Source organism: Tindallia californiensis, assembly GCF_900107405.1.
Classification (GTDB): domain Bacteria; phylum Bacillota; class Clostridia; order Peptostreptococcales; family Tindalliaceae; genus Tindallia; species Tindallia californiensis.
The window spans coordinates 309,777-334,579 of sequence record NZ_FNPV01000004.1 but is presented as its reverse complement, the minus strand read 5'-3'; the positions used below and the strand labels follow the sequence as shown (position 1 = coordinate 334,579).

The 24,803-nt window shown below is 39.7% G+C and carries 19 protein-coding genes, 2 tRNA genes and 1 other annotated feature; of the genes, 2 read left to right on the top strand and 19 right to left on the bottom strand.

All coding sequences use genetic code 11. The features are described 5' to 3' along the window. Positions 1-314: 314 nt before the first annotated feature. The 16 genes from BLV55_RS07485 to BLV55_RS07410 all read right to left on the bottom strand — a co-directional run bounded on the left by BLV55_RS07485 (position 315) and on the right by BLV55_RS07410 (position 18,300). Positions 315-391 (bottom strand) — tRNA-Ile (locus tag BLV55_RS07485). Between the two features lie 3 nt (positions 392-394). After that, positions 395-471, bottom strand: a tRNA-Pro gene (locus BLV55_RS07480). Positions 472-561: 90 nt separating this feature from the next. After that, positions 562-1,752: an electron transfer flavoprotein subunit alpha gene (locus tag BLV55_RS07475; RefSeq protein WP_093312937.1), complete on the bottom strand. Its 1,191-nt coding sequence runs from the start codon at positions 1,750-1,752 to the stop codon at positions 562-564. Beyond that, a complete protein-coding gene (locus BLV55_RS07470; protein WP_093312935.1) occupies positions 1,733-2,533 on the bottom strand; it encodes an electron transfer flavoprotein subunit beta/FixA family protein in 801 nt (266 codons plus the stop codon). Before BLV55_RS07470 ends, BLV55_RS07475 begins: the two co-directional genes overlap by 20 nt. Beyond that, positions 2,530-4,122 (bottom strand): FAD-binding oxidoreductase, encoded by a 1,593-nt coding sequence (locus tag BLV55_RS07465; RefSeq protein WP_093312933.1) that lies wholly within the window; start codon positions 4,120-4,122, stop codon positions 2,530-2,532. Before BLV55_RS07465 ends, BLV55_RS07470 begins: the two co-directional genes overlap by 4 nt. 22 nt (positions 4,123-4,144) lie before the next feature. Further along, positions 4,145-5,725: a phosphoglycerate dehydrogenase gene (serA, locus tag BLV55_RS07460; RefSeq protein WP_093312977.1), complete on the bottom strand. Its 1,581-nt coding sequence runs from the start codon at positions 5,723-5,725 to the stop codon at positions 4,145-4,147. A gap of 57 nt (positions 5,726-5,782) precedes the next feature. Next, positions 5,783-6,013, bottom strand: a binding site (T-box leader). Between the two features lie 64 nt (positions 6,014-6,077). Further along, the gene (locus tag BLV55_RS07455) at positions 6,078-6,836 is read right to left on the bottom strand and encodes an ATP-binding protein (RefSeq protein ID WP_093312931.1); all 759 of its coding nucleotides are present in this window, start codon (positions 6,834-6,836) and stop codon (positions 6,078-6,080) included. Positions 6,837-6,969: 133 nt separating this feature from the next. After that, complete coding sequence (locus tag BLV55_RS07450; protein WP_093312929.1) at positions 6,970-8,967, bottom strand: methyl-accepting chemotaxis protein; 1,998 nt, start codon at positions 8,965-8,967, stop codon at positions 6,970-6,972. Positions 8,968-9,003: 36 nt separating this feature from the next. Continuing rightward, a complete protein-coding gene (gene nfsA / locus BLV55_RS07445; RefSeq protein WP_093312927.1) occupies positions 9,004-9,741 on the bottom strand; it encodes an oxygen-insensitive NADPH nitroreductase in 738 nt (245 codons plus the stop codon). A gap of 75 nt (positions 9,742-9,816) precedes the next feature. Continuing rightward, the gene (locus BLV55_RS07440) at positions 9,817-11,361 is read right to left on the bottom strand and encodes a CYTH and CHAD domain-containing protein (RefSeq protein WP_093312925.1); all 1,545 of its coding nucleotides are present in this window, start codon (positions 11,359-11,361) and stop codon (positions 9,817-9,819) included. A gap of 109 nt (positions 11,362-11,470) precedes the next feature. Beyond that, positions 11,471-11,980 carry an NUDIX domain-containing protein gene (locus BLV55_RS07435; RefSeq protein WP_093312923.1) on the bottom strand — a complete coding sequence of 170 codons (510 nt, stop codon included), beginning with the start codon at positions 11,978-11,980 and terminating at the stop codon, positions 11,471-11,473. After that, positions 11,977-12,456: a response regulator gene (locus tag BLV55_RS07430; RefSeq protein WP_207646047.1), complete on the bottom strand. Its 480-nt coding sequence runs from the start codon at positions 12,454-12,456 to the stop codon at positions 11,977-11,979. The genes BLV55_RS07435 and BLV55_RS07430 overlap by 4 nt, the downstream gene beginning before the upstream one ends. Before the next feature lie 22 nt (positions 12,457-12,478). After that, positions 12,479-14,173, bottom strand: coding sequence for a glutamine--tRNA ligase/YqeY domain fusion protein (locus BLV55_RS07425; RefSeq protein ID WP_093312919.1), 1,695 nt, complete (start codon positions 14,171-14,173; stop codon positions 12,479-12,481). A gap of 93 nt (positions 14,174-14,266) precedes the next feature. Continuing rightward, positions 14,267-14,929, bottom strand: a complete 663-nt coding sequence (locus BLV55_RS07420; RefSeq protein WP_093312917.1) for a hypothetical protein — start codon at positions 14,927-14,929, stop codon at positions 14,267-14,269. 30 nt (positions 14,930-14,959) lie between these two features. Beyond that, complete coding sequence (ggt, locus tag BLV55_RS07415) at positions 14,960-16,567, bottom strand: gamma-glutamyltransferase (RefSeq protein ID WP_093312915.1); 1,608 nt, start codon at positions 16,565-16,567, stop codon at positions 14,960-14,962. A 32-nt stretch (positions 16,568-16,599) separates the two neighbouring features. Next, entirely contained in the window at positions 16,600-18,300 is a 1,701-nt protein-coding gene (locus tag BLV55_RS07410) for a glycosyl hydrolase family 18 protein (protein WP_242870068.1), read from the bottom strand. 396 nt (positions 18,301-18,696) lie between these two features. On the opposite strand from BLV55_RS07410, the gene BLV55_RS07405 reads away from it, so the two are divergent. Continuing rightward, entirely contained in the window at positions 18,697-19,926 is a 1,230-nt protein-coding gene (locus BLV55_RS07405) for an AI-2E family transporter (protein ID WP_093312911.1), read from the top strand. A 41-nt stretch (positions 19,927-19,967) separates the two neighbouring features. Here the strand turns inward: BLV55_RS07405 and BLV55_RS07400 are convergent, their stop codons facing one another. The 3 genes from BLV55_RS07400 to BLV55_RS07390 form a co-directional block, all read right to left on the bottom strand. Continuing rightward, positions 19,968-21,086, bottom strand: coding sequence for an HD-GYP domain-containing protein (locus tag BLV55_RS07400; protein ID WP_093312909.1), 1,119 nt, complete (start codon positions 21,084-21,086; stop codon positions 19,968-19,970). Positions 21,087-21,115: 29 nt separating this feature from the next. After that, positions 21,116-21,688, bottom strand: coding sequence for a nitroreductase family protein (locus tag BLV55_RS07395; protein WP_093312907.1), 573 nt, complete (start codon positions 21,686-21,688; stop codon positions 21,116-21,118). Between the two features lie 72 nt (positions 21,689-21,760). Then, positions 21,761-23,329 (bottom strand): diguanylate cyclase, encoded by a 1,569-nt coding sequence (locus tag BLV55_RS07390; RefSeq protein ID WP_093312905.1) that lies wholly within the window; start codon positions 23,327-23,329, stop codon positions 21,761-21,763. A gap of 270 nt (positions 23,330-23,599) precedes the next feature. Here BLV55_RS07390 and BLV55_RS07385 point away from each other — a divergent pair, with 270 nt between their 5' ends. Beyond that, positions 23,600-24,754 carry a baeRF7 domain-containing protein gene (locus tag BLV55_RS07385; RefSeq protein ID WP_093312903.1) on the top strand — a complete coding sequence of 385 codons (1,155 nt, stop codon included), beginning with the start codon at positions 23,600-23,602 and terminating at the stop codon, positions 24,752-24,754. The last annotated feature ends 49 nt before the right edge of the window (positions 24,755-24,803 follow it).

Here is a 24,803-nt window from a genome sequence, read left to right as displayed (position 1 = left end):
CCGCCAGCGTTCATCCTGAGCCAGGATCAAACTCTTATATAAATTCTTCCTGTACCCAAGCTTTTGCTTGCGTTTTCCATCACGTTTTAACGTGTGGTTTCGTTCTCTCTGCTGTTCAGTTTTCAAAGAACTCTCTTTGCTTATTTCTTGCCGCTCTTAAGCGACTTGATTATCTTACCATGCTCTGCTTTCGATGTCAATACCTTTTTTGTCTTGTTTTTCGCTTCGCATTTGTTGCCGTCGCTGTGTTTTAGCGACTTTATTACTTTACCATCTTTATCGCTTCATGTCAATGGTTTATTTTTCTTTTTTTCTGGTGGGCTCAAGTGGACTCGAACCACCGACCTCACGCTTATCAGGCGTGCGCTCTAACCACCTGAGCTATGAGCCCTGATGGTCCGGGTGGAGAGATTCGAACTCCCGGCCCCATGGTCCCAAACCATGTGCGCTACCAAACTGCGCTACACCCGGATACCTTTGCTTCTTTGCCTGCCGTTTTGCGTGGCTTTTGCTGGCAAGAAATAGATTACCATCTACAGCCCTAAGTGTCAAGCGATATTTTCAACTTTGTTTTTTCTCCATGCTGTCAATAAGCATTTTCAATACTTCTATGCAATCATCAATTATTTTGTAATTTGCTACAGAAAAGATCGGCGCCTCCGGGTCAGTGTTTATTGCGATGATTGTTTTTGCATCGGCTATGCCTGCCAGATGCTGAATTGCACCCGATATACCACAGGTTATCATGAGTTGTGGCCTCACAACGGCTCCGGTTTGTCCTATTTGATGAGGGTATTCACTCCACCCTATATCCACCAGCGGTCTGCTGACACCTACTTGGCCACCCAGAACGTCTGCCAGTTTTCTGACAAGCTTCATGTTTTTCTGCGACCCAATTCCTCTTCCTGCCGATATAATAACAGATGCATCTCCGATACTTTCTTTTTTCTCTCCAATAATCTCATTGATTATTTCTATGTTCGGCTTTATTTTCCCTTTGTAATTTACCCTTTTTATCATTCCTTCTCTATAATAGTCCGGTTCTTTTGCATGCATTATTCCAGATCGAACGGTTGCCATTTGAGGTCTTTGGTCTGGACAGAGTATCGTTGCCATTAAATTCCCACCAAAAGCCGGTCTCGTTTGATAGAGGTTACCGCTGACATCATCCACTTCTAACCGGGTACAATCGGCTGTTAAGCCAGTTTGTAATCTTGCCGCCATTCTTGGAGCAAGCGACCTGCCGAAGCTGGTTGCGCCAAAAAGAAAAATGCTAGGTATTTCTTCTTCTAAGATAGTTGTCATTGCATCAAAATGATATTCATCCTGCTGACTCTCTAATAATACATGACTACAAAGGATGACTCTGTCAGCACCGTATGCTATTAACTCTTTTGCCAAGTGACTGCTTTCTCCATCAATAAGCACAGCCGTAAGCTTATGCTTGCTTTTATCCGCCAGTTCTCTTCCTTTGCCTAATAATTCATAAACAACCGGATGCATGACCCCCTTTTTATGTTCTGCATAAACCCATATACCAGATGTCTTTTCTCTATTTATCGTCTTTGTTCTTTTTTTGTTGATAGAAATCGCTTCGTAAGGACAACTATCAATACAACCTCCACATAATATGCAATTGTTTTCTTCTAGCGCAACTTTGTTGCCTCTCTTATACAAAGCCTTTACCGGACAAGTGTTTATACAGTTCCCACAAGCATCACATGTTGAATAATCAATCTTGAGACCTGCCATTGCCTAACACCTCCCCTATAATATTCTTTACTTTTGCTGCTTTTTCCTCTATGTTTCCTGAAATTTCAATGGCTTTACTGTCTCTCTCCGGCACAAAAGTCTTAACCACCTGAGTTGGTGAGCCAGATAATCCTAATTTGCTTGTTTTCGCTTCCAGATCTCGAGCATCTTTTCTGATAACCTCAATTGTTTCACTCTGTAAAACACCTTCTATTGATGGCATTCTAGGCATGTTGATGTCTTTTAAGACTGTTAAAAGTGCCGGAAGCTTGACTTTCAAGAGTTGATATCCGTTATCTATTTCCCTTTTGCATATTAAATAGGATTGCTTCATCTCCAGTATTTCTATAACATCTGTTACATGAGGTATTCCTAGCTGTTCTGCCAGTTCAGGTCCTATTTGAGCCGTATCGCCATCAACGGCCATTTTGCCACATAGTATCAGATCTACCGGCATTAATTCTCTTATCCCCAGAGACAGCGTGTAAGAAGTCGCCAATGTATCTGAACCAGCAAAGGCTTTATCTGACAGTAATATGGCTTGATCTATCCCTCGACCCATGGCGTCTTTCAAAAGCTTTTCTGTTTCTGGAATCCCCATACTAATTGCAATCGTCTTACCTCCTGTTTTTTCTTTGATACGAATCGCTTCTTCAATAGCGTAGGTGTCGAAAGGGTTCGTAACCGATTTCCTACCATCACGAATAATCGTATTTGTTTCAGGATGCAACTGCACCTTATTAGTGGATGGCACTTGTTTTATACACACTACAATTTTCATTTTTTCTCCTCCTGGCCTTCTGTGAAAGAAAAAAGATTTCCCCTTCCTAGTATCTCAAGCGGATCAAAGATCTGTTTCAAACTTCTCATCTGTTCAACGGCCGCCGAACCATACATTGTTTCTAAAAACTGGTATTTAAGTTTTCCGACTCCATGTTCAGCCGACACAACACCACCTACCTTTGATATTTCGCTGGCCCATTCAGCATATATTTCTTTTCCTAGTTCATACTCTTTTTCATTCCTGGGCAATAGATTTACATGCAAATGATTGTCCCCTATATGCCCCCACACGGCCGATCGAATCCCTTTAGCTTTTAGTTTTTCACGGTATACATTGATTACCCAATCCAAAAATTCATCCGGAACCGCCATATCTGTTCCCAGTTTGGTAATGGTCGGACAGTCTTTTTTTCGTTCATCAATGAGCATGTTCACGCTTTCAGGAATGGCATGTCTGAAAAACAGAAGTCTATCTCTATCCACATCTACTCTCGCTACCCATGTATGTTTGGTATCTCCATCTGCTTTTTTTATCTTTTTTTTCAACAACTTCAGAAGCTCAATAGCCTCCTGCGTGGTCTCTACATGAATTTCCACATATACGGCCGCCTTCATTTCCGGACTTATATCTGGTAAATTAGCAAAAGTAAGGCCTTTTTTCTTTTGAACTCTCAGAATCTCTAATGCATCACCATCAAAATATTCTATTGAGGCAACTTTATCCGTTTTCTTTCTTATCTCTTTAACGAAATTGACTGCCAGTGCCTCTTGAGTAAAAAAGCAGCTAATCCCCCATACAACTGGAGGCATTTTCAGTAATTTCACCTCTATTTCGCTGATAATAGCAAGCGTACCGTCAGAACCTATAAATAGATCAATCACATCCATATCGTCGGCTACATAATATCCTGAAGCGTTCTTTATGCTCGGGGATTGGTATTGTGGAAGTTTCAGTTTTAATAAGTTTCCTTGTTCTGTCATCAACTCTGCTTCTCGACCTTTTGCAATGATTGTTCCTCTTTTTATTTCCACTGTATCGCCATTAGCAAGCACCAACCGAAGACTGGTAACGTAGGATCTGATTGACCCGTAATGATAGCTTCTAGCTCCGGATGCATTGCAAGCAACCATTCCCCCTAAGGTTGCAGAAGCTTCTGTTGGATCCGGACTGAAGAAGTATTCCGGCTCCTCACAGAACTCTATATATGCTTTTTTATCGTCCACCTTCCAATCATGATGATCAAAAGCCTTCATTTCAATTTTTTTACGCAGTTGAGACAGGGTAATACCTGGCTGCAATCGAAGATAGTAAGATCCTTGATCATCTTTTCTCATTCCTACTATTTTATCCATTCGAGATGTATTCATAACATGTCCCTTTAGAGGTACAGCTCCAGCTGCAAGGCCTGTTCTTCCACCTTGCAAAGTGATTGGTATTTGCCTGTCTACCATTTTTTTTACGATATGAACCATTTCTTTTTCACACTGTGGAAAAGAAATGCTCTCAGCTTTTCCTACCATTCTTGATTCATCTCGTAAAAACTCAGTATATTCCTCTGCCATTGCTCTAATAAGATTCTTATCCATGCCTTCTACAACCCCTTTGTCCTTATAGGCGTACTAGCTGCACATTTAAAATCCCCGGAACTTCCTGAATCATCTTCAAGTCCTCTTCCGTTGGTTCAGAATCAATGGTCAATACCATCATTGCTTTTTCACCCTGTACGTTTCGACTAACCTGCATCGTTGCAATATTAATATGATGTTCACCTAAATTGGTTCCAATTTTACCAATCATTCCCGGCTGATCAATGTTTTTTGCTATCAGCATATATGGTGTGGGGACTACATCGAAAACAAAGCCATTCACTTCAGCAATCCGAAGCTCTTTTTTCCCAAAAACAGTTCCGCCTATCGTAAAGCACTTGTCTTTTGCATATATTTTAAGTTGAATAAAATTCAGATACCGATCGTCTTCTGATTGTTGGCTTTCTATTACCTCTATTCCTCTGCTTTTTGCTAGCAATTTTGCATTGACGTAATTCACTTTTTCCTGAACCACCGGTTCCATCAAACCTTTCAGAATGGCTAAGGTAATCATTTGCGTTTCCATATGAACCGTTTCACCACGATAAATGATTTCTAACCTATCTACTGGCTCCTTACTCATTTGATAATAAAATTTGCCCAAAATCTCTCCTAACCGTAGGCTGCTTTGAACCTGATCCAATTCCTGCCGCATCAGGGTTGGCATATTCACTGCATTGGTAACCATTTCTCCTCTCAAAGCACCCAAAACCTCATGAGCAACACCAACCCCCACTTTATCTTGAGCCTCAACGGTTCCTGCCCCTATGTGAGGCGTTAGTGTAACATTTTCCACATCAAATAGAGGTGAGGTTGTATCAGGTTCGTCTTTCAAAACATCGATCCCAGCCGCTTCCACTATTCCTTGCTGAATCGCCCATGTTAAATCCTCTTCATTAATAATGCCACCTCTGGCACAATTAATGACTTTAATGCCTTTTTTCGCCTTCATCAGCTCATTTTTACCAATCATGCCAGCTGTTTCTTTTGTTTTTGGCGTATGAACAGTTACAAAATCGACTTCTTTTATCAATTCTTCTAAGGTTTCTTTTTTTTCGACGCCAAATTTTTCAAACCGACTATCAGCAATATAAGGATCATAGGCACTTACTTCCATTTCAAAAGCCTGCATTCTCGTTGCCACTAGGGCTCCTATTCTTCCCAACCCAACAATACCTAGCTTTTTCTTATATAACTCTGTCCCGATATAACCATGATTATCCCAATGATGCTTTTTCATAGCTTGATGGGCCTGAGGAATTTTGCGACTAATAGCCAACATGTGGCCTACTGTTAATTCTGCCGCTGATACACTATTTGCATCCGGAGTGTTAACAACAATCACCCCTTTTTTTGTAGCCGAAGGCATATGAATATTATCCACACCATTTCCCGCCCGGCCAACTACTTTTAGATTTTTGGCATAGCTAAATAGTTCTTCGTCTACTTTTGTATAGCTTCTCACTACCATAGCATCGTATTCTGCTATGATCGATAAAAGTTCCTCTCGAGGCGGCTTCATCTTTATATCTACCTTTGCTCCCGATTCCTGAAGTACCTTTAACCCTTTTTCAGATATCTTTTCTGTTACCAAGATTTTCATTTTGATTCCTCCTCGAATTTTTATATAAAAAAACAGCTTTGCTCCCTGATATTTAATATCAAGGGCGAAAGCTGTTCTAAATACTCCCACGGTGCCACCTTGGTTGAGTTTTATCTCCTTTTTATAGATTACAAGATAAAACCATCTTCATAAAGCTAATATCGATATCTCACCGGGTAGTTTTGCTACCATCTCCAGAGTGGATTCAGCAGATTGCGGTACTGACTTTCACCAACCGTCAGCTCTCTTAAACCTTCTTTGCTTACTATTCTCTTTCATTGACTCTATTATTTAATTTCGTTCCATCATACAGGGACTTTTGTTCTTTGTCAACAACTTTTTTTCTGCAAGCTTATTCTATTATGTTTCCGTCTGTTGTAATAGTTACTTCCCGATAAGGAACAATCATTTCTGCCTCTAACATTGCTTTTCTAACAGCACTGACAATACCTGCACAACAAGGAACCTGCATTCTTGTCACCGTAATGCTTCTGGGCTGGTTTTTCTTGAAGATTTCTGTTAATTTACTCTGATAATATTCATTATCATCTAATTTAGGACACCCTATTAGAGTAATTCTATTTTTAATAAAATCGTCATGAAAACAACCATAGGCAAAGGCTGTGCAATCTGCTGCTATTAATAAATCAGCATTTTTCAGGTAAGGTGCCTCAGGATGGATCAAGTTCATTTGAACTGGCCATTGAGCCAGCCGGGATAAAGGTCTCTGATCAGAGCTGTTATTTTGATTCTGGCTTAAGAAATGTTCTTGATTGTCTGTTGGCTTTTTTTCTCTGTCAATAGCTCTTGCCATTGTTCCAGGACATCCACATGGCATTGGTTCCTCCTGTTGATTCTTTTGAAAGTTTTCGCGTTCTTTTATTTTCGCCATTACTAATTCTTCATCATAAGGTAATGCCTCACGCTGAATCATCTCGATGGCACCTGTAGGACACTCTGGTAAACAGTCTCCCAGCCCATCACAGTATTCATCACTAATGAGACGGGCTTTCCCATCAATCATTTCAATAGCACCTTCATGGCATGCCGTTATACAGTCTCCACATCCATTACAAAGCTCTTCATTTATTTGGATAATTTTTCTTTTCACTTTTTCTCCTCCTTAAATTGCCTCTTAATTATTACTTATTCTTTGCTTATCCATATTATAGTATTTAGATACCACAATGTCAATAATTATTTATTAAAAAGCTCCTTTCCCTTTGGGAAAGAAGCTTTTTAGCTTATACCTTAAACTGTTTAACAAGATCTTCCAATGTGTTCGTTATATTTGCAAGTTCCTTGGCTGCATCGCTGGTTTCAGCAGCTCCACTGGCGGCATCTGCAGCTACATTGTTCACATCCACTATATTTTCTGCTATTTCATTAGTTCCATTCGCTATTTCTTCAGAAGATCTGGCTACTTCATCGACTTTTTGAGATACTGCCTCTACATTGCCCGCTACCTCGTTAGAAGCTGTAGAAATTTCACTGGCTGATCTGGCCAGTTCATTAACGCCTTCAGAAATTTCTGCCACTCCTCTTGAAGCATCGGCCGCATTGTTGGCAATTTCTTCAATTTCCAAGTTAACAGCGTTCACTTCTTTCGACGCGTTTACAGCCGCATCAGAGATGTCACCAGCGGTCGCAGACTGTTCTGTAACGGCAGCGGCAATAGAGTTCGTTATTTCTGTAATTTCCTGAATTACCTCTGTGATTGATTTTACCGCTTCCACAGCTCCCGTGGTTCTCTTTTGCATATTTTCTATCTGACTTCTAATTTCTTCCGTTGCTTCTCCAGTCTGTTTTGCTAGTTCTTTCACTTCGTTAGCAACAACAGCAAATCCTTTGCCTGCTTCACCAGCTCCTGCCGCTTCGATGGCTGCGTTTAATGCCAGCATATTTGTCTGATCAGCTATATCATTAATCACATCGATGATTTTTCCAATCTGAGTAGATAACTGATCTAAATTTCCAATAATTTCATTGGTTTCTTCTGCTTTCGCTTCTGCACTTGCGGTGATTTCCATGGATCGCTCGCAACTTTCACTAACTTCATTCAACGAAATATTAATTTCTTTGATCGCTGTTACTACACTATTGACGGCCGAAGACACTTCATTAGTTGATTTTGCACTATTTTGAATTTTTCTGGATATATCATCAACCAGTTTTGATACTGATTGTGCCCCCGCAGAGCTTTGTTCAGAAGCAGAAGCCATATTTCTTAGGGTTGCATTCATTTCTTCAACAGCAGAAACAACTACATTCAAGTTGTTTTTCGCCTCATCGGAAGCTTCTGCTGTGCCTGCAATGCTTGCTGTTATCTGTTCTACCGCTGCGCTCACCGTTTCCATTTTCGAACTCAATTCTTCGCTATTTGCCGCCATTGTATCCGCAACTTCTCCTAAATTATCCGAAGATTTTTTCAATGTGGAGGTAGTGGTATCAATATCTTGAACCGTCAGTTGGATTTTTTCGACAAACTGGTTAAAGTATTTGGCCATCATTCCCACTTCATCCCGGGTATCTATCTCTAATCTTGTGGTCAGATCACCTTCCCCTTCGGCAATATCCTTTAGCATATCTGTCACTCGCTGAATAGGTTTAATGGCTCCCTTATTCAGCATCAAGCCTACAATCACAGCTATCACAAGAGCAGCAATAATTAATACGACGGTTAACGTTAGTACTGTCTGCTGTGTTTGCATACTTTGCTGAATTAACTGGTCTGATAGTTGACCATAGCCATCATTCACCTGTGTCATTAACCTACGCACTTCTTCAAGGTTTGGTACGGTTGTACTGCGATAGATCCGCTGAGCTTCTTCCAGATCACCGGCACGGATCGCTTCGTTAATATCATGCGCACTCCTATGTATAGCGGCGTGGGGTTCTTCCATATCCCGTAATGCTTGCTGCATATCAGCAGGTAAGGAACTAAATTCTTCTGTTTCAACAAAATCATAATACCATTCTCCCAAATTGCACGCAGTATAATCTAACTGTCCCTGGAACAAACCTTCCTCATTAAGCGTATCTGATAATTCCTGACGCCAATCCAGATGATCTATTTCAATTTCTCTGATCCTCCTGGTTAGCAACAAATTTTCTTGTACTTCCGTTTCCATATTGGCAATCATTTGAGCTGAGAAAAACCCAACGAATCCAATAATAGCGGCCAGGGCACCTAAAGTCACCAACGAAAGTGTGATTTTCATTTTAATCGACATGTTCTTCATCGAACCACTCCTTAACAATGAAATTGTTTGATTCAATTACTTTATATTGAATCCTTGATTTTGGAGATATTGTTTCATATGTGGCCTGGATTCTTTGCTAAGTTTCTCGGCCACCGTAGCTGTCCAGGTTTCTTCTCTGGGATTATGTTGTCTGTTCCGCAAGTATTCCTGAAATGTTCTGTCGTAGGCTTCTAGCAGCTCTTCATCATTTTCCGACCCGTATACCTCTTCTTTATATACCAATGGCAAAGGCATGCGGGGTTTCACCTGTGGATCCTGGTCCGGATATCCCAGGCTCATGCCAAAAACAGGATATACCTGCTCTGGTAATTGTAACAACTTTGTCACCTTGTCCGGGTTATTTCTAATGCCCCCTACATAAACACCTCCCAGTCCTATGGATTCTGCTGCCAGCAAAAAACTTTGTCCCCATATGGCTGTATCAACAGAGGCAAGAATTAGCTGTTCCGTATATCCTTTACTCATTTCTTTATTTTGAATATCGCAAGCACGGGACAGCTTATGAAGATCAGCGCAAAACACCAGAAATACAGGAGCTTGTCGAATATGTTTTTGATCGCCACAGTAAACAGAAAGCTTTTCTTTTTTTTCTTTATCTCTTACTCGGATCACTGAGTAAGCCTGCAAAAAGCTGGAGGTAGCAGAATGCCTGGCAGCATGAATGATTTCCATCAACACTTTTTCATCTACATCCTGATCTGTAAACCTCCGGATAGATCTATGGCTCTTTAAGAGTTCAACCACTTCATTCATTTTATTCCTCCTATCCTTACATTTTCATATACGGTATTTTATACCCATTTTTATCAGAAACACCCATTGATCTTCCTAAATAGTGGTTTGACGCAACTTCTTCCACTGTTCTTCTAAGGCTATTTCTAATTGAAAGATTCGCTTCCAATGCCAGCCTTCGTAGTTTCCAAAAGTTTTCATTAAAGTCCATGAATGGAGCTTTCCGAAGGTTACTTCCCTCATTCGCTTCATTTCACAATGGCTATCATGAATAGTTCCTAAAAGATCCTGAAGTAGTTTCGTAATTTTAAGAACTTTTTTAAACTCATTTTTATTTTCTAAAGAAATACCCTGCATCACATTTTGAAGGGAATACCTTAGTTTTTTTCCTTTTATTCTCAGTCTGTGTAAAGCCTCTTTCTCATTAATTTCCACTGTCTTTGCTTCTTTCATAAAGCCATCAATCTGTTGAAACATTCTTTTTTTTATAAAGGCAGTGGCTTTGCTCTTTCCTTTTTTTTCAATCGATTGATCAAGAATACATTCCAGTGTTCCTGATACCTCTAAAAGATAGGGTGTCATTTTCCCTTGCAAAAGCATGTTTGTAAAATTTTCCTTTTGATTTTCAAGAACCTTCTTTACTTCTTTACAGATAGGGTAAGCGTCTTTTTTATTGTCTAAGCTATCTGTCCATTCTCCAATGTTCAAGAGCATTACATCCAGCTCTCTTAATTCATTGGTTTGGCGACTCCAATCTCGCAGTAGACTATTTATTTTTTTGTATTGATTTTCTTCAATCAATGGTTTGTATAGGAAAAGTAAGGATCTTAGATTCCGAATGCTCACCCGTAACTGATGTAATGTTTCTATTCCTTTTGGGTCTTTTAGTAGTTTTCCCAATGCCTTCGAGGTTTTTTCCAAGGCAACTCGACTCAAAAGCTCAAAGCTTTCCCAGGCGGAAACCTCTTCCATGTTCACCACTGGTGTCTGAAGGGCTTTTCTTGATTGTTCTTTATCCGAAAAGCCCAGTAAGTTTAATCCTCTCAGAAATTTACTGGTGGGTTCCGGTGTCAGAGGATACCGGTCAGCAAGGTGTTTTCCTAGCTTGAAAAGCGATTCCACTTTTCCTTTTTTCAACTCCAATTCCACTTCGTGAATACTTTCAATCTCTAAACCGGCCTTTACTTCACCGATATCTAGGGCCACTTCTATCTGGTTTCCTTCATGATCTTCCCACACTCCTTTTTCCCGAGTAAAGGATGTTCTTAGAATTGGTATCAGTTTTTCTTCTTTCGTTATTTTTTGCATCTCTTTTTTCAATTCAGGGATATCAGAAAATATCTGGATAGAAGGCGCCTCATCCTTAACGGTTACATTCCATTCTTGCCGCTGATGAAGCCCTGCTTTGACACTTCCCATTCCTTTGACCGTTGCGGTCCAGCCACCTTGTTCCTGGCGCATACGAAAAGCCAATCCAGCCCTTAAAAGATCTTTTTCTTTGGTATCATAGTAAACAGAGTGAAGCATTTCTTTTACCATTTTTTCTTTATTTGTCAATGATTTCAGTTCTTTCAGCAAAGACTGGGTTTGATCCCGATTTATCAAACTGAGTTTTAATTCAATTTCCCGAAATTGTTCCAAAGTCTACGCACCTCCTCCTTAAATCAATACCTCATATTTAACCTTATAATCAGATAAGGGCACATCTTGCCCTACACTTTGCAAAAAAAAAGAGTAAGGAGCTGAATCCTTACTTTTTTTCTTTGTCCCGCTGTTGCCCCAGATATATTTGGTGTTGCATAAAGCCACTAGCCAAATCATTCCAGAATTGTTTTTTAAGAATCTCAGGATAAATAGGAACTTCCACCCTTTGAAGCTCTTCGTAAGAGTAATAGCGGCAATCCTTGATAATTTGATTTTCGAGTTCTGGATCATAGCCTATCCGAATGGTCTCTTCATCATTAAGAGGGTTTGCACGAAAAAACAGTCCCATATGATGCAACTTGGCATTATCACTAACATATTCCCTTACATACAATAGTTCCTTCGGACAACAGGTTATGCCACATTCTTCCTTTACTTCTCTCACTAATGCTTCTAATGCATTTTCTCCTGCTTCTAAACCACCACCAGGTGGCATTAACCATTTTTCTCCTGTTATTGAATCATCATGAAACACTAGCAATATTTCATCGTATTTATTGATAATAAGTGCAGAAGAACGTACCCGGAATAGCATTTGTGGTTGCCAGCGTCTCATTGCATTTCTCCTGCTTTTTCCAGACAAAACTCTACCAATACTTTCAAGAGATTTTCCATCGAGACAGGCTTCGAGAGGTAAGAATCCATTCCAACGCTCATACACTTTTCCCGATCTTCTTCCAGCGCATAAGCTGTTACGGCAACAATAGGAATATGAATGCCTGTCATTTTCTCCTGCTGTCTTATCAGTTCTGCTGTTTCATAACCATTCATGACTGGCATCTGAATATCTAAAAAAATCAAATCATACTCATGCTTCATGTACATTCTTAGCGCTTCTAGTCCATCTTTTGCAAAGGCAACTTCTACTCCCAGTCTACAAAGAATTTTTTCCATAAAAATACGGCTCATAGGATCATCTTCCACTACCAGTACCAAAAGATTTTCTTGAGAAACTTGTGTTTGTAATTCTTCCAAGGAACCATACTGAAGTTGTCGATCTTTTGATGTTTCTTTGTTTAATGGCATTTTCATCATACCTTCCAAACAGATTTCCCTATTTTTGAGATTTTTGTATTTTCGCCCATGTATCCCGAAGTGAAACAATTCGGTTAAATACCAATGGTCTTGATCCTTTGTTGTCTTCCGTGTCCAATACAAAATATCCATGTCTCATAAACTGGAATTGCTGACCTGCATTGTATTCCTTAAACCCTGGTTCAACCAATGCTTTTTCCATTTTTTTCACAGACCCAGGATTTAACTCTGGTTGTAGTTCTCCAGAATCTCCATTTTCTTTTTCTATAAATAAATGATCATAGAGTCTTACTGTTGCCGGCACGCCATAGGTTTTCGAAACCCAGTGCAAGGTTCCTTTTACTTTTTTACCACTGGTATCGCTACCGCTTTTTGATGTTGGCTCATAACTGCATCGAAGCTCTATCACTTCTCCCGTATCTGGATCTTTTACCACTTCATCACAACGAATAATATAGGCATACTTTAACCGAACTTCTTTGCCCGGTGCCAGCCTAAAAAACTTTTTAGGAGGGTCTTCCATAAAATCATCGCGTTCAATATAGATCTCTTTTTCAAAAATCATCTCCCGGTGTCCCATTTCTGGATTTTCCGGATTGTTCTCAGCTTTCAGCTTTTCTTCCTGTCCTTCCGGATAGTTTGTTATCACAACCTTAAGAGGATTAATGACCCCCATCATTCTGGGAGCTTTTAACTTCAAGTCTTCTCTTACGCAATGCTCCAAAAGCGCTATATCAACAATGCTATTGCTTTTAGCAACGCCTATCCTGTCGCAAAAATCTTTTATTGCTTCCGGCGTATAGCCTCTCCGGCGCAAACCACATATGGTTGGCATGCGGGGATCATCCCATCCATCCACCACTTCGTTTTCAACTAATTCTCTTAGCTTCCTTTTACTCATAACCGTATTTGATAAATTCAAACGGGCAAATTCAATTTGTTGTGGATGTGGATCAAAATCCAAGGCTTTCAAGACCCAATCATATAGCGGTCTATGATCTTCAAACTCAAGTGTGCAAATGGAATGAGTTATCCCTTCATAGGCGTCTGATAAAGGATGTGCATAATCATACATTGGATAAATGCACCATTCATTCCCTGTTCGGTGGTGTTTCACTTTCGCTATGCGGTATAAAACTGGATCTCTCATATTCATATTTGGAGAAGCCATATCTATTTTCGCTCTCAGCACACGACTTCCGTCAGGAAATTCGCCTGCTCTCATCCTGTGAAACAGGTCCAAGTTTTCTTCAACAGACCTGCCCCGATAGGGACTTTCCACGCCTGGTTGCTTTAATGTTCCTCTGGTTTCACGAATCTGATCTCCAGAAAGATCGCATACATATGCTTTTCCTGCTTTAATAAGATCTACTGCGTATTCGTACATTTTTTCAAAGTAGTCTGATGCATAGAACAAGCGTTCTTCCCAGTCGAAACCTAACCAGCGAACATCTTCCTGAATGGATTCAACGTATTCCACGTCTTCCTTCGAAGGGTTGGTATCATCAAAGCGCAGATTGCATAAGCCCTTATAATCTCTGGCTAACCCAAAGTTCAAACAAATTGATTTTGCATGACCTATATGAAGGTATCCGTTAGGTTCTGGCGGAAACCGAGTATGTACCCGTCCGTCATTTTTATTATTTTTAAGGTCTTCATTGATAATATTTTTGATAAAGTTAGATGCTACAGGAGCATGGTTTTCGTTAGACATGCTGAAACCTCCTCATTATTTCATATAAACATATTGATCATGTTTGTTGATTATACCATATTTATTCATTTGCTGTCATGGCATTGAAAAAATTTAAGCCCTTACACCTTCCTCCGTTTTCTTAAAACAGCAGCTACGCACAATCATTGTGACAACAGCCGTGATCCATCCTAGGATTAATAAGGTTTTTCGGTGAAATGGCATATATTCCCAAAACCCTTCCCTAAAATTGTTCCAAATTTGATTTCTATCTTCTCGAGGAACTTGTATTTGCAAGGAACCGTCCTCTTCTCTTAACATAAACGCATTTTGTGCCTGTTCCAAGGGAGTCTCTGCTTTTCCTTCGTAAACAACCCAAAAATGACTAAGTGAGAAGCTCAACTGATAAGGTATTTCTTGCGATTCAAATAAAGAAGCCAACACTAGAAACCGACTCTTACAGTCACCTGTTTTATTATCCAGTACTTCTTCCAATGTTGGAAAGTACCAAGGCATTCCATAAGTAACCCAATCATATTGATAGGGAATCTCCCTAAGCACATAGGTCTCTATTTCCGCTGGTTCCAAGGGGATTTCCTCTAATAGATGCGCCACTCCGACAGCATTGATTGGAGGATGAAAAATCCGGTAAATGCTAAGCCCCAGCTTCATAGGATTAGGGTACAAGACAAATAATGTCCACGCTAATACCACTAGCACTATATAGCTATGTTTTAACCGTCCCCACCTACCAGCACCCTTTTTCTTTTTTCTCATTGCTTTTCTCCTTACTGACTAATTACCTTATTACCAGACAGCTACACAACCATCGGTTCTTGGTTCTGTAGCGCCGCACAGCACACCACTTTCATTACGCAAAATGATTTGCCCTCTTCCGAAGTTTCCCCGTTCTCTTTGAATGCTTATCTCATGACCTTTTTCTACCAGTTGCTGTATCAATAACTCGGGGTAATTTTGTTCCACTTCAATCTTTTTGCCACCTAACCACTGCCATCTCGGAGCATCTAAGGCTGCCTGTGGATTTAACTGGAAATCGATTAACTTTGTTATTACTTGCAAATGGCCCTGTGGCTGCATAAATCCACCCATTACACCAAAGGGCCCTAAGGGTTTTTTCTTTTTCGTTAGAAATCCAGGAATAATCGTATGGTATGGTCTTTTCCCAGGGGCTAGCGCATTAGGGTGTCGAGGATCCAGTGAAAAATTGTGACCTCTGTTATGAAGTGCAATTCCTGTACCCGGAATCACCACTCCTGATCCAAATCCCATATAATTACTTTGGATCATCGATACCATATTTCCTTCACCATCCGCCGTTGCTAAATAAACGGTTCCACCTCTTGGTGGCATCCCCGGTTCCGGAAGTAACGCATTTTCACTAATCATGGCTCTTCTTGATTCGATATATTCTTTGGAAAGCAAGGATTCCACTGATGTTGGCATATGATCAGGGTCTGCTATATAGGTTTTTCCATCTGTAAAGGCTAGTTTCAGTGATTCGATGATGCGATGAACCGCCTGTCCATTTTCCTCAGTATCAAGTTCCAGTCCTTCCAGTATTGATAAGGCTTGTAAAGCAACGAGCCCTTGACCGTTTGGTGGTATCTCCCAAACATCATAGCCTCGGTAATGAACCGAGATTGGCTTTTCCCAGCGTACTTGATATGATTCCAGGTCTTCTTTTTTTAATTTACCATGATGCTTGGAAAGAAATTCATCAATTGCTTTTGCTATATTTCCTTCATAAAAATCCCTGCTCATCGTAGCTGCAATTATCTCTAATGTTGTTGCATGATCTTCTGATTTCCATATTTCTCCCGGTTCTGGTGCTCTTCCTTGTGGCGCAAAAACATCAAACCAGTGCTTAAAAACTTCGCCCTGGTAATTTTTCAATGCATTTTTATATGCTTTTTTCCAGTAATAGGCGGTTGCCGGTGTTACAGGAAACCCTTCTCTGGCATAATGGATGGCTGGCTTCATGACTGTTTTCAAGGATAGATTTCCAAATCTTTCTGATAGCTCGGCCCAAGCAGCCGGTGCCCCCGGAACCGTAATTGGTGTTGTCCCATAAACCGGCATCTCTTTAAGTCCTTGCTTTTCAAAATACTCTAAAGAAAGATTTGCCGGAGCAGGACCGCTAGCATTGAGACCGTGTAGATCATTTTCTGCCCAAACCAGCGCAAAAGCATCTCCTCCTATACCGTTAGAAGTAGGTTCTACCACCGTGAGACAAGCAGCCGTAGCAATGGCGGCGTCAATAGCATTGCCTCCTTTTTTCAGCATATCCAAACCAGCTTGTGCGGCCAAGGGCTGAGAGGAAGCTACCATGCCTTTTTGGCCATATAAAAGATTTCTTTTAGAAGGATAGGGGTATTCTAAGGAAGAAAAATTCATTGTTATCTCCTTTCATCATTCATTATTATCAATTAAATTGCTTCTTTAAGCACGTCCCATATAGATGAAATCTCAAAACCTTTTCTCCAGCCAGCAAATCCAGCAAGCTCATACTTTTCTATCAATGCTGCTTTTTTTGCAATCGAACGCTCCTCCTCTAACCAAATTCGATATCGATTGCCTTCAGATTCGTATTCTGCATAAAATTGTCCTGTTTCCTCTATCCATTTCCAATCCTTTTCGTAAATGTGATGTTCCTCTAAAATGCTTTTTGCATATTCCATTCCTAGTGCCCGGGATGAAACATCAATGCTCCCGTCCGACTTCTTTGATTCTTCCCACAGTCTAGTGTAAAAGGGGAGTCCCAGCACCACCTTTTCAGCTGGCACTTCCTTCAATGTGTTTTTTATACCATTTTCAACCCAACCTATGGATGCAACGGATCCGGCTACCGGACTGCTTCCCCAGTGTTCGTCATAAGTCATCACACACACATAATCTACCAGAGGGGCTATCTGTTCTCTGTCGTAAACTTGTGACCAATTCAAACTTCCTCCGGGAATGGTTACGTCTATAGAAACCACCAGGCCTTGTTCTCTTAATTTTTCAGATAATCGCTGAACAAATTCAGTGAACGGCTGTTGATTTCGATAGTGGATATTTTCAAAATCGATATTGATGCCTTCCATTTTATAGAGCGATGAATAAATTAACAGTTGTTGGATAAAGTGATCTTGTGCTTCCTGATTCATTAAAAATGCTTCCGTCATATCTGGATCAAAAGAATTGGTAACCAGTCCCCAAATATGATAACCACGCTTTCGCATATAAGATGCGTAGCGAAACTGCGCTCTTCCTGTCACATCACCGTTTTCATTCTCTAAGTCAAACCAGGTTGGTGAGACCACTGACAAACCTGGAATTTTTTCATCTTGACTTCGGTCCGGATGACTGTTTCCTACGTATTCCCACACCATTCCAAAAGGCTTATTCAAAGGCTCTGGCTTAATAAACTCCATCACCAGTTCTTCGTCATTAGGTAGCTGTTTTCTAATTTCTATTAATGAGCTTTTAGGCAAAAACCCTGTCTGACCCTTTTCTGTCCAAACATAGTAGTGTTCCTCCGTTGTTTCCAGAATTCGAATTTCTTCTCCCTCTTTTACGACAGCCTTACGACGACTCCATAAATCTGTTCCATCTCTGAGATTTTCTTCTTCGAATGCCGTTCCTTGATAATAAGGTGTCTTCATCAAGTCAATCATAACCTTTTCTGTTTTTGGATAGTATAAGGTATTTGTATGAAAAACAGCATCCATTTCGGATAAGGGAAAGTACGGTTCTCCTGCTTTCTCTAATAAACTAACATCTATCGATATCTTTCCGCTTCCCATAAATTCTTTCAGGTTTTTTTCCTGAAAAACAAGCGACTCTTTTTCAAAAAACACTCTTGCTCTCAATGGGTTTTGAAGGACTTCGATTTCTTCAACAATATGCTCTTCAATCCATTCTATCGGCAAAAATACAATCTCTTCTTCAATTAAAAAATCAACACGATGCCAATGATTATCAAAAATAAGATTAAATTCATTTTCCTCTTCTCCCCCTGGAATATTGCTAAAAAAGCAGGGTCCAAAAAAGTAAAACAAGATAGTAGAAGCTATGAACACCATTCCTAGTATCCATTTAATTCGTTTGTTTTTCTTTTTTTCTTCAATTGTTTTTCTTTTTTCCATTCTTGTCAAGCATTACCATCTCCTATTCTCCGCAAACATTTTGCTCATTCAGCATCCCTTATCTGTTTCATAGGAAAGGCCAGTACAACTCTATTATAACAGTTGTCTGGCCTTTTGAGGATAATAAATTCCGACTTAGTCTGATCTCCTTATTTTAGATAGGAAGGAGCTTGGTACAGCATTTCTGCTGTTTTCGCCATTGTCATAGCTTCTTTAGGTCTGAACTCAAACTGACAGAACCAAAACCCTAACAGAATTTAAGAATCCTCTTTATATACGTCATCACCGTAAGAAAGTTGCATTCTGTTAAAGATTTTTCTTGGAAAATACGTTATACTATGGATGTTATAAAAAATATATCTCATCTGTTTTATCCGCAAAAGGGAGGCACCATCTATGGAAATTGAAACCTTGCTAGATATGTTAGATACTGGACTATTTGCATCTTTTCTGTCCAAAATACTACTCATTTCGATTCTGATTTTTATCTTAACAGCCATTTATTATTTAATCCATATCGGAAATCGCCATCTTGATCCCGGAAAAAGGTTGTTATTTACCTCAGATCATTTCAAAGCCTTACTCTTATTTTCTTTAGGCTTTACCCTGATGTTCTGGCTTTATCTCAGGCGTCATGCAATTCTTCCGATGCTAACACCTTTTATTGTTTCAGCTATTATAGCCTATGCTTTTTCTCCGGTTATCAAATGGATTATGAAAATAACAAAGCTTTCTCGAGCATGGGCTGTTTTAGTTCTGTTTTTATCCGGCATCTTTTTGTCCTTTGTTCTTTTCTACACATTACTGCCAAACGTTGCTGAAGAACTAAGACGTTTAGGTGAAAGACTCCCTGAATTTAGCATGGCCCTGTACCATCGCTTTGAAGCTTGGTATCAAAACACCTTAATGGGTGTAGATTTTCTTCCTGAACATCCTCAGGAAATCTTAGAATTTTTCAACCTGAATCTTAGTACCATTACCAACTTCCTTTTCCAAACTATGGGGAATATTGCTACTCAATTTGGTACTTTTCTGTCAAGCCTTGTTTACATTGTCACCATTCCTGTCTTAACTTTTTATTTTATGAAAGATGAAGAAAAAATTGGTGCTTTTATTAAAGGTTCTGTTCCAATCTGTCTTCAAAGCTGGGTTTTTCCACTTTCAAGGCAAGTAGACAAGGTGCTAAGTGGTTTTATCCGTGGTCAATTATTAGTAGCTTTATTCGTTGGAGTCGCCAGCGGTATTTCTTTAATTGTTTTGCAGGTTGAGTTTGCTATACTAATTGGAATAATCGCCGGCATCACTAATGTGATCCCTTATCTGGGACCCATCATGGGGGGAGTCCCAGCGGCTGTTATCGCCTTTTTGGACAGCCCTATGAAAGCATTGTGGGTGGTGATTGCCTTTGTCGTCATCCAACAAACTGAAAGCAGCGTGGTGTCTCCCCGCATTGTAGGGCAGCGAGTCGGACTGCATCCTACTATGATTATTCTAGCGTTGCTTGTCGGTGGTTCCTTATGGGGATTTGTCGGCTTGCTCATCGCTGTCCCGCTAGCGGCCATCTTAAAGGTATTTATTGCAGCCGCTATACGCTGGAGCAAACATCGCCTACCTGAAATATTTTAGGAGATTGCTAATAGCAATCTCCTTCTTTTATGCTTACGATGCTAAGCAAATTCTTCAATTCTAATTCCACGATTCTCTTTCTGCGCTAAATCTAGCACCGTATTATCTTCTAACCGTATCATTGGTCGATAAATCTGGTTTTTAGGAACAAAAATGATTTCGCCTTTTCGCATATCTTCTAATAAAACTTGCTGACCAATAAACAGTGTCCCTATCCGATTTAAGAATAGATATAAAATGGATGGATCAAGTTTTTCTGTATATTCTGTTTCTAAAATTTGAATCACTTCAAAGGGTGTCATTTTTTCACGATAAGGTCTTCTGGAAGTCATCGCATTGTAAACATCAGCAATGGCAATAATACGTGAGAAATAAGGGATTTCATTTCCTTTTAGTCCTTTTGGATATCCACTTCCATCCATTCTTTCATGATGATGAAGTATTCCTTTTAACACCTTATCGGATAAAAAATCAAACCTTTTTATTGCTTCATAGCTATACACCACGTGCTTTTTTACTTCTTCGTACTCCGGATCCGTCAAATTTCTCTTTAGGTTCATGACTTTTTCCGGTACTTTCATTTTTCCTATATCAATTAGCAAAGCTGTCATTGTCAGTTCTGTCAATTCATCATCACCTATCCCTAGCCAGCGTCCAATCAAATGACTAGTCAGGGCTACATTATGTGAATGGGTATAGGTAGCATCATCCATATTTCTCACTTTCTGCATTAATTGAATCACGTTTATATCCGCATCAAAGGCTACCAAAGTATCCTTCAACCGTTCTTCTATTGCTTCTTGGGGAACTTCCTGGTTTAGCAATATTTTTTGAAACTCATCCTTTAGATTTTCGCACTGTTCATCAAAGTTTTTAATAAACTCTTTTACTTGTTTTTCCTGCTTTGTTTCTACTTTTTCCATCCTTATTGCCGTTGGTTGTTGATCGTCAGATTGTACCACCTGAGGCAAGCGAACATTAAACATCATCACCTCATGTTGCATCAACATTTCGATAATCCGTTCCACATCTTCTATTAATTGCCCCTTTGGTATAAGTACCATTCCCTGCTTGCTGTAAATATCCTGGTCCACCATCATTCCAGCTTCCAGTTCACTGATCATAACCGTCTTGGATTGCGGATATATTACCTCTCCCATAACGCTTCCCCCTGTACATTTCTTAATATCTATTTATTTAAGATAATTTCCTCTAGAGATCTCTTAGGCACGTAATGATTTCCTTCCTGGTCGCGATAATATTTCATATCGCCGTTTTCTTCCACTGGAACCATCACAACATTTTCCACAGGTTTCCCTATAGCTATTACCATAATGATTTCATACTGTTGTGGCAAATCAATCTCTCTTGCCAGATTTGCTCTATCCACCGATCCAAACATACAGCCACCATAACCGGCTTCTGTCGCTGCCAATAAGATGGTTTGTGCTGCCAACCCATGATCCCACCAGTAATGGTTACTAATTTTCGTATCGGCTAGCATTACGATATAGGCCGACGGCTTTTCGCCCTCCGAAGGTCCATCCCAGTCCTTTAATGCACCTGCCCACTTCAAGTGTGGAAAAATCAATTGATTAGATTCCTTTTCACAAGACAAATAGTATTTCAATGGTTGGTTGTTTTGCCCAGAGCTGGTCATCCGCGCTAGATCAACCCATTCTATCAGCTGCTGTTTTTTTATCTCTTCCTTTTGATCAAATCTTCGATAAGTGCGGTTTTTCATTACTAATTCCTTAATCATGATTTTCCTCCTTTATCAATCATCCTTCATTTCATTATATCGCATTCTTCAAGTGTTTTACTACCTTCTAAACTAACTTTTAAAAGACTGAATTTTTCTCCCTTTTGCCAGATACATTGCTTTCTCTGCCTTCTGAATCAAACTGTTTAGAGACTCTTCTTTCTTTTCCTTAACAGCCATTCCCATTGATATGCTAAGTCTTACCGGATCAAAGGAATCCTCTTCACAGTTTTCTTTGATTCGACGAAGAATGATTTTTGCCTGATCTTTATCTGTATTTGGCAAAAGTATTGCAAACTCATCCCCGCCCCAGCGAGCAACAACATCCGACTTTCGACAACTTTTCTCCAAGATCCGGCTAATCCGTATCAGAAGCTCATCTCCTACAAAATGACCATATCTGTCATTTGCTAGTTTCAAATTGTCGATATCACCTATCATAACTGTAATTGGTACGTACTCACCCTGATCCATCCGCAGGGCTTCCTTTTCAAAATAGGCACGATTATACAGACCTGTCAATTTATCGTGAAAACTAAGATAACGTAATTCTTCTTCATCTTCCTTTTGCTTTGTTATATCTGTATATATGCCAAAACCACCTTTGGCTTCATTATCAATCGTTACCAGCATTCCTTTTATCTTTAGGTACTTTTTTTTATGATCCCGACTGTAGCGAATCCCTTCCGTGACTATATTTTCACCATCCATTACAGCTTCTGTTATTTTTTCAGCTTCTCCCCTTGATTCATTGTTACAGACAACATCATCAACGTCTTTCCCCTTAATTTCATCTATGCTGTATCCAAAAATATTTTTGAAAGAATCGTTAATATCAATGACCCGATGATGATGATCAAATAAAACAATCCCATCTGAAGAGTTTTTGAAAAGTGTTTCCATAAATTTTCTTTGTTCATCTACCTGAGCTTTCGCTTTCTTTTGTTCATTAATGTCTCGTGCTGTTGCGTACAAAACATTTTCTTCTATCGATATGACGACACTCCACGAAACCCATCGATAGGCCTGTTTTCCAATTTTGATTCGAGTCTCCAAATTTTCTTTCTTATGGCCGGTTACCACCTTTTGCATCGCCGATTCAAACATATTAATATCTTCCGGGTGGATCCAGTCAATAATGTTTTTTGATAACAGTTCTTTATGCTGAACATGAAATTTTTTTACCCAAGCTTCATTAATATCTAAAATAAATCCACTTTTATCCAGAATGCACATCATTTCAACCGATAAACTATAAAAACGACTAAACCGTTCTTCCATCCGACGCTGATCCGTTTTATCCTGGGCACAACTAAGAACCTGAACCACCTTTTCTCCTTTTATAATGGGGGTAAGCCTTGTTTCCACTTGTCGAATATCACCAAGAACATTGACCGTAGCTTGATAATGAACCGTTTTTTTCTCTTGAATGCAAGGCTCATAATAAGAAGATAATAGCGTACCATGAATTTCTCCATACACCTCTTCCGGTGTTTTTCCCATTACCTCTTCAGGCGCCAGTCCTGTTACGTCACTATATGCTTTATTAATTTGATTGTAGCGAACTTTGCCATCATCTCCAACGTCCATGAGGGCTGTTATATCGTGAGTCGCTTTTAAAAGCAAGGATATTGCGTCCATAGTACGCTCCTTTTTTCTTTTTACGTTTCTATCCTTTATATACCCTATTCACCTTTCAGGAATCCACTCGTTTTATTGCGATTATTCACATTATACAATAAATTCGTTAAAGAAAGAAGGTGTTTTCCTGACTCTCTAAATTCAATTATTTCAAAGCTTACTGGATAATATCTCCAGACTGGCTTCTTATCATAGCGTTTAGCAAACAGACGATTCGGGTAATGTATAAAGAAATAAGTAAATGAATCTTATTTGTAAAGGGGGAGCCAAATGAAATCATTCACTAAGGAAGACTTGCAAGAGCTAATGAATATCAAAGAAAGTCCCTGTATTTCTTTTTTCTTACCAACCGATCCCATCGGTACAGAAGCCCAGCAAAATCGAATTCGCTTAAAAAATCTGACTCGACAAGCCGAGGAACAACTGAAAGAAAGCGGTTACCGACATAGCGAATTTTCTAAACTACTCAGCCCTATTGATACACTCTTAAACGATAGCATTTTTTGGAGCCATCAACAAGACGGACTTGCTATTTTTGTCAGTCCCAATGAGTTTCGATATTACCGTTTACCCTTAAGTTTTAACATGATTACAGAGGTCGGCCAACAGTTTCATCTAAAACCTTTAATGCCTCTCTTAACACAAGATCATCAGTTTTATCTGTTAACGCTGAGCCAAAATCAAATTCGTCTTTTTCAAGGATCGCCTCATAGCATCTATCCATTAGATCTGGATGGCATTCCCGAAAGCCTTAGCGAAGCTCTTCGTTACGATGACTTAGAAAAACAGTTGCAGTTTAACACTCGCACACCACAGGGAGGTGACGGGAAGCGAGCCGCTTCCTTCCATGGTCAAGGATTTGGTATGGAGAATACTAAGAAAGATTTATTGCAATTTTTTCACAAGGTAGATAAAGGAATTCAGGAAAAAATGACACAACCAGAATCGCCGTTAGTTTTAGCAGGCGTCGAATACTTGTTTCCCATCTATCGGGAAGCCAACACTTATCCCAAACTGGTAGATGCTGGCATCACAGGCAACCCTGAAGATATGACCCTCAAGAAGCTTCATCAAGAATCCTTAAAAGTCATTCTACCTCTCTATCAACAATCACAAGAAAAAGCACTTCATCAATTTGCAGAACTCGAAGGAACTGGTAGAGCTTCTCGTCAATTAGAAGACATTGTACTGGCAGCTTTGCATGGAAGAATTGAAACCATTTTTGTTTCAAAAGGGACTCAGTGCTGGGGAACTGTCAATGACAATGCTACTAAAGTCTTTTTGGATGAAGAGCCTGCACCAGAAAATAAAGACTTATTTAATTTGGCGGCTCAGCAAACGTATCTAAATGGCGGTAGTGTTTATGTGCTTCCTTCAGAAGAAATGCCTGGAGACAGCGACCTAGCTGCAATATTCCGTTACTAATGCTAAGCTTATGTCCGTACCTTTAGTCCTGCTGTATTATCCACTTATT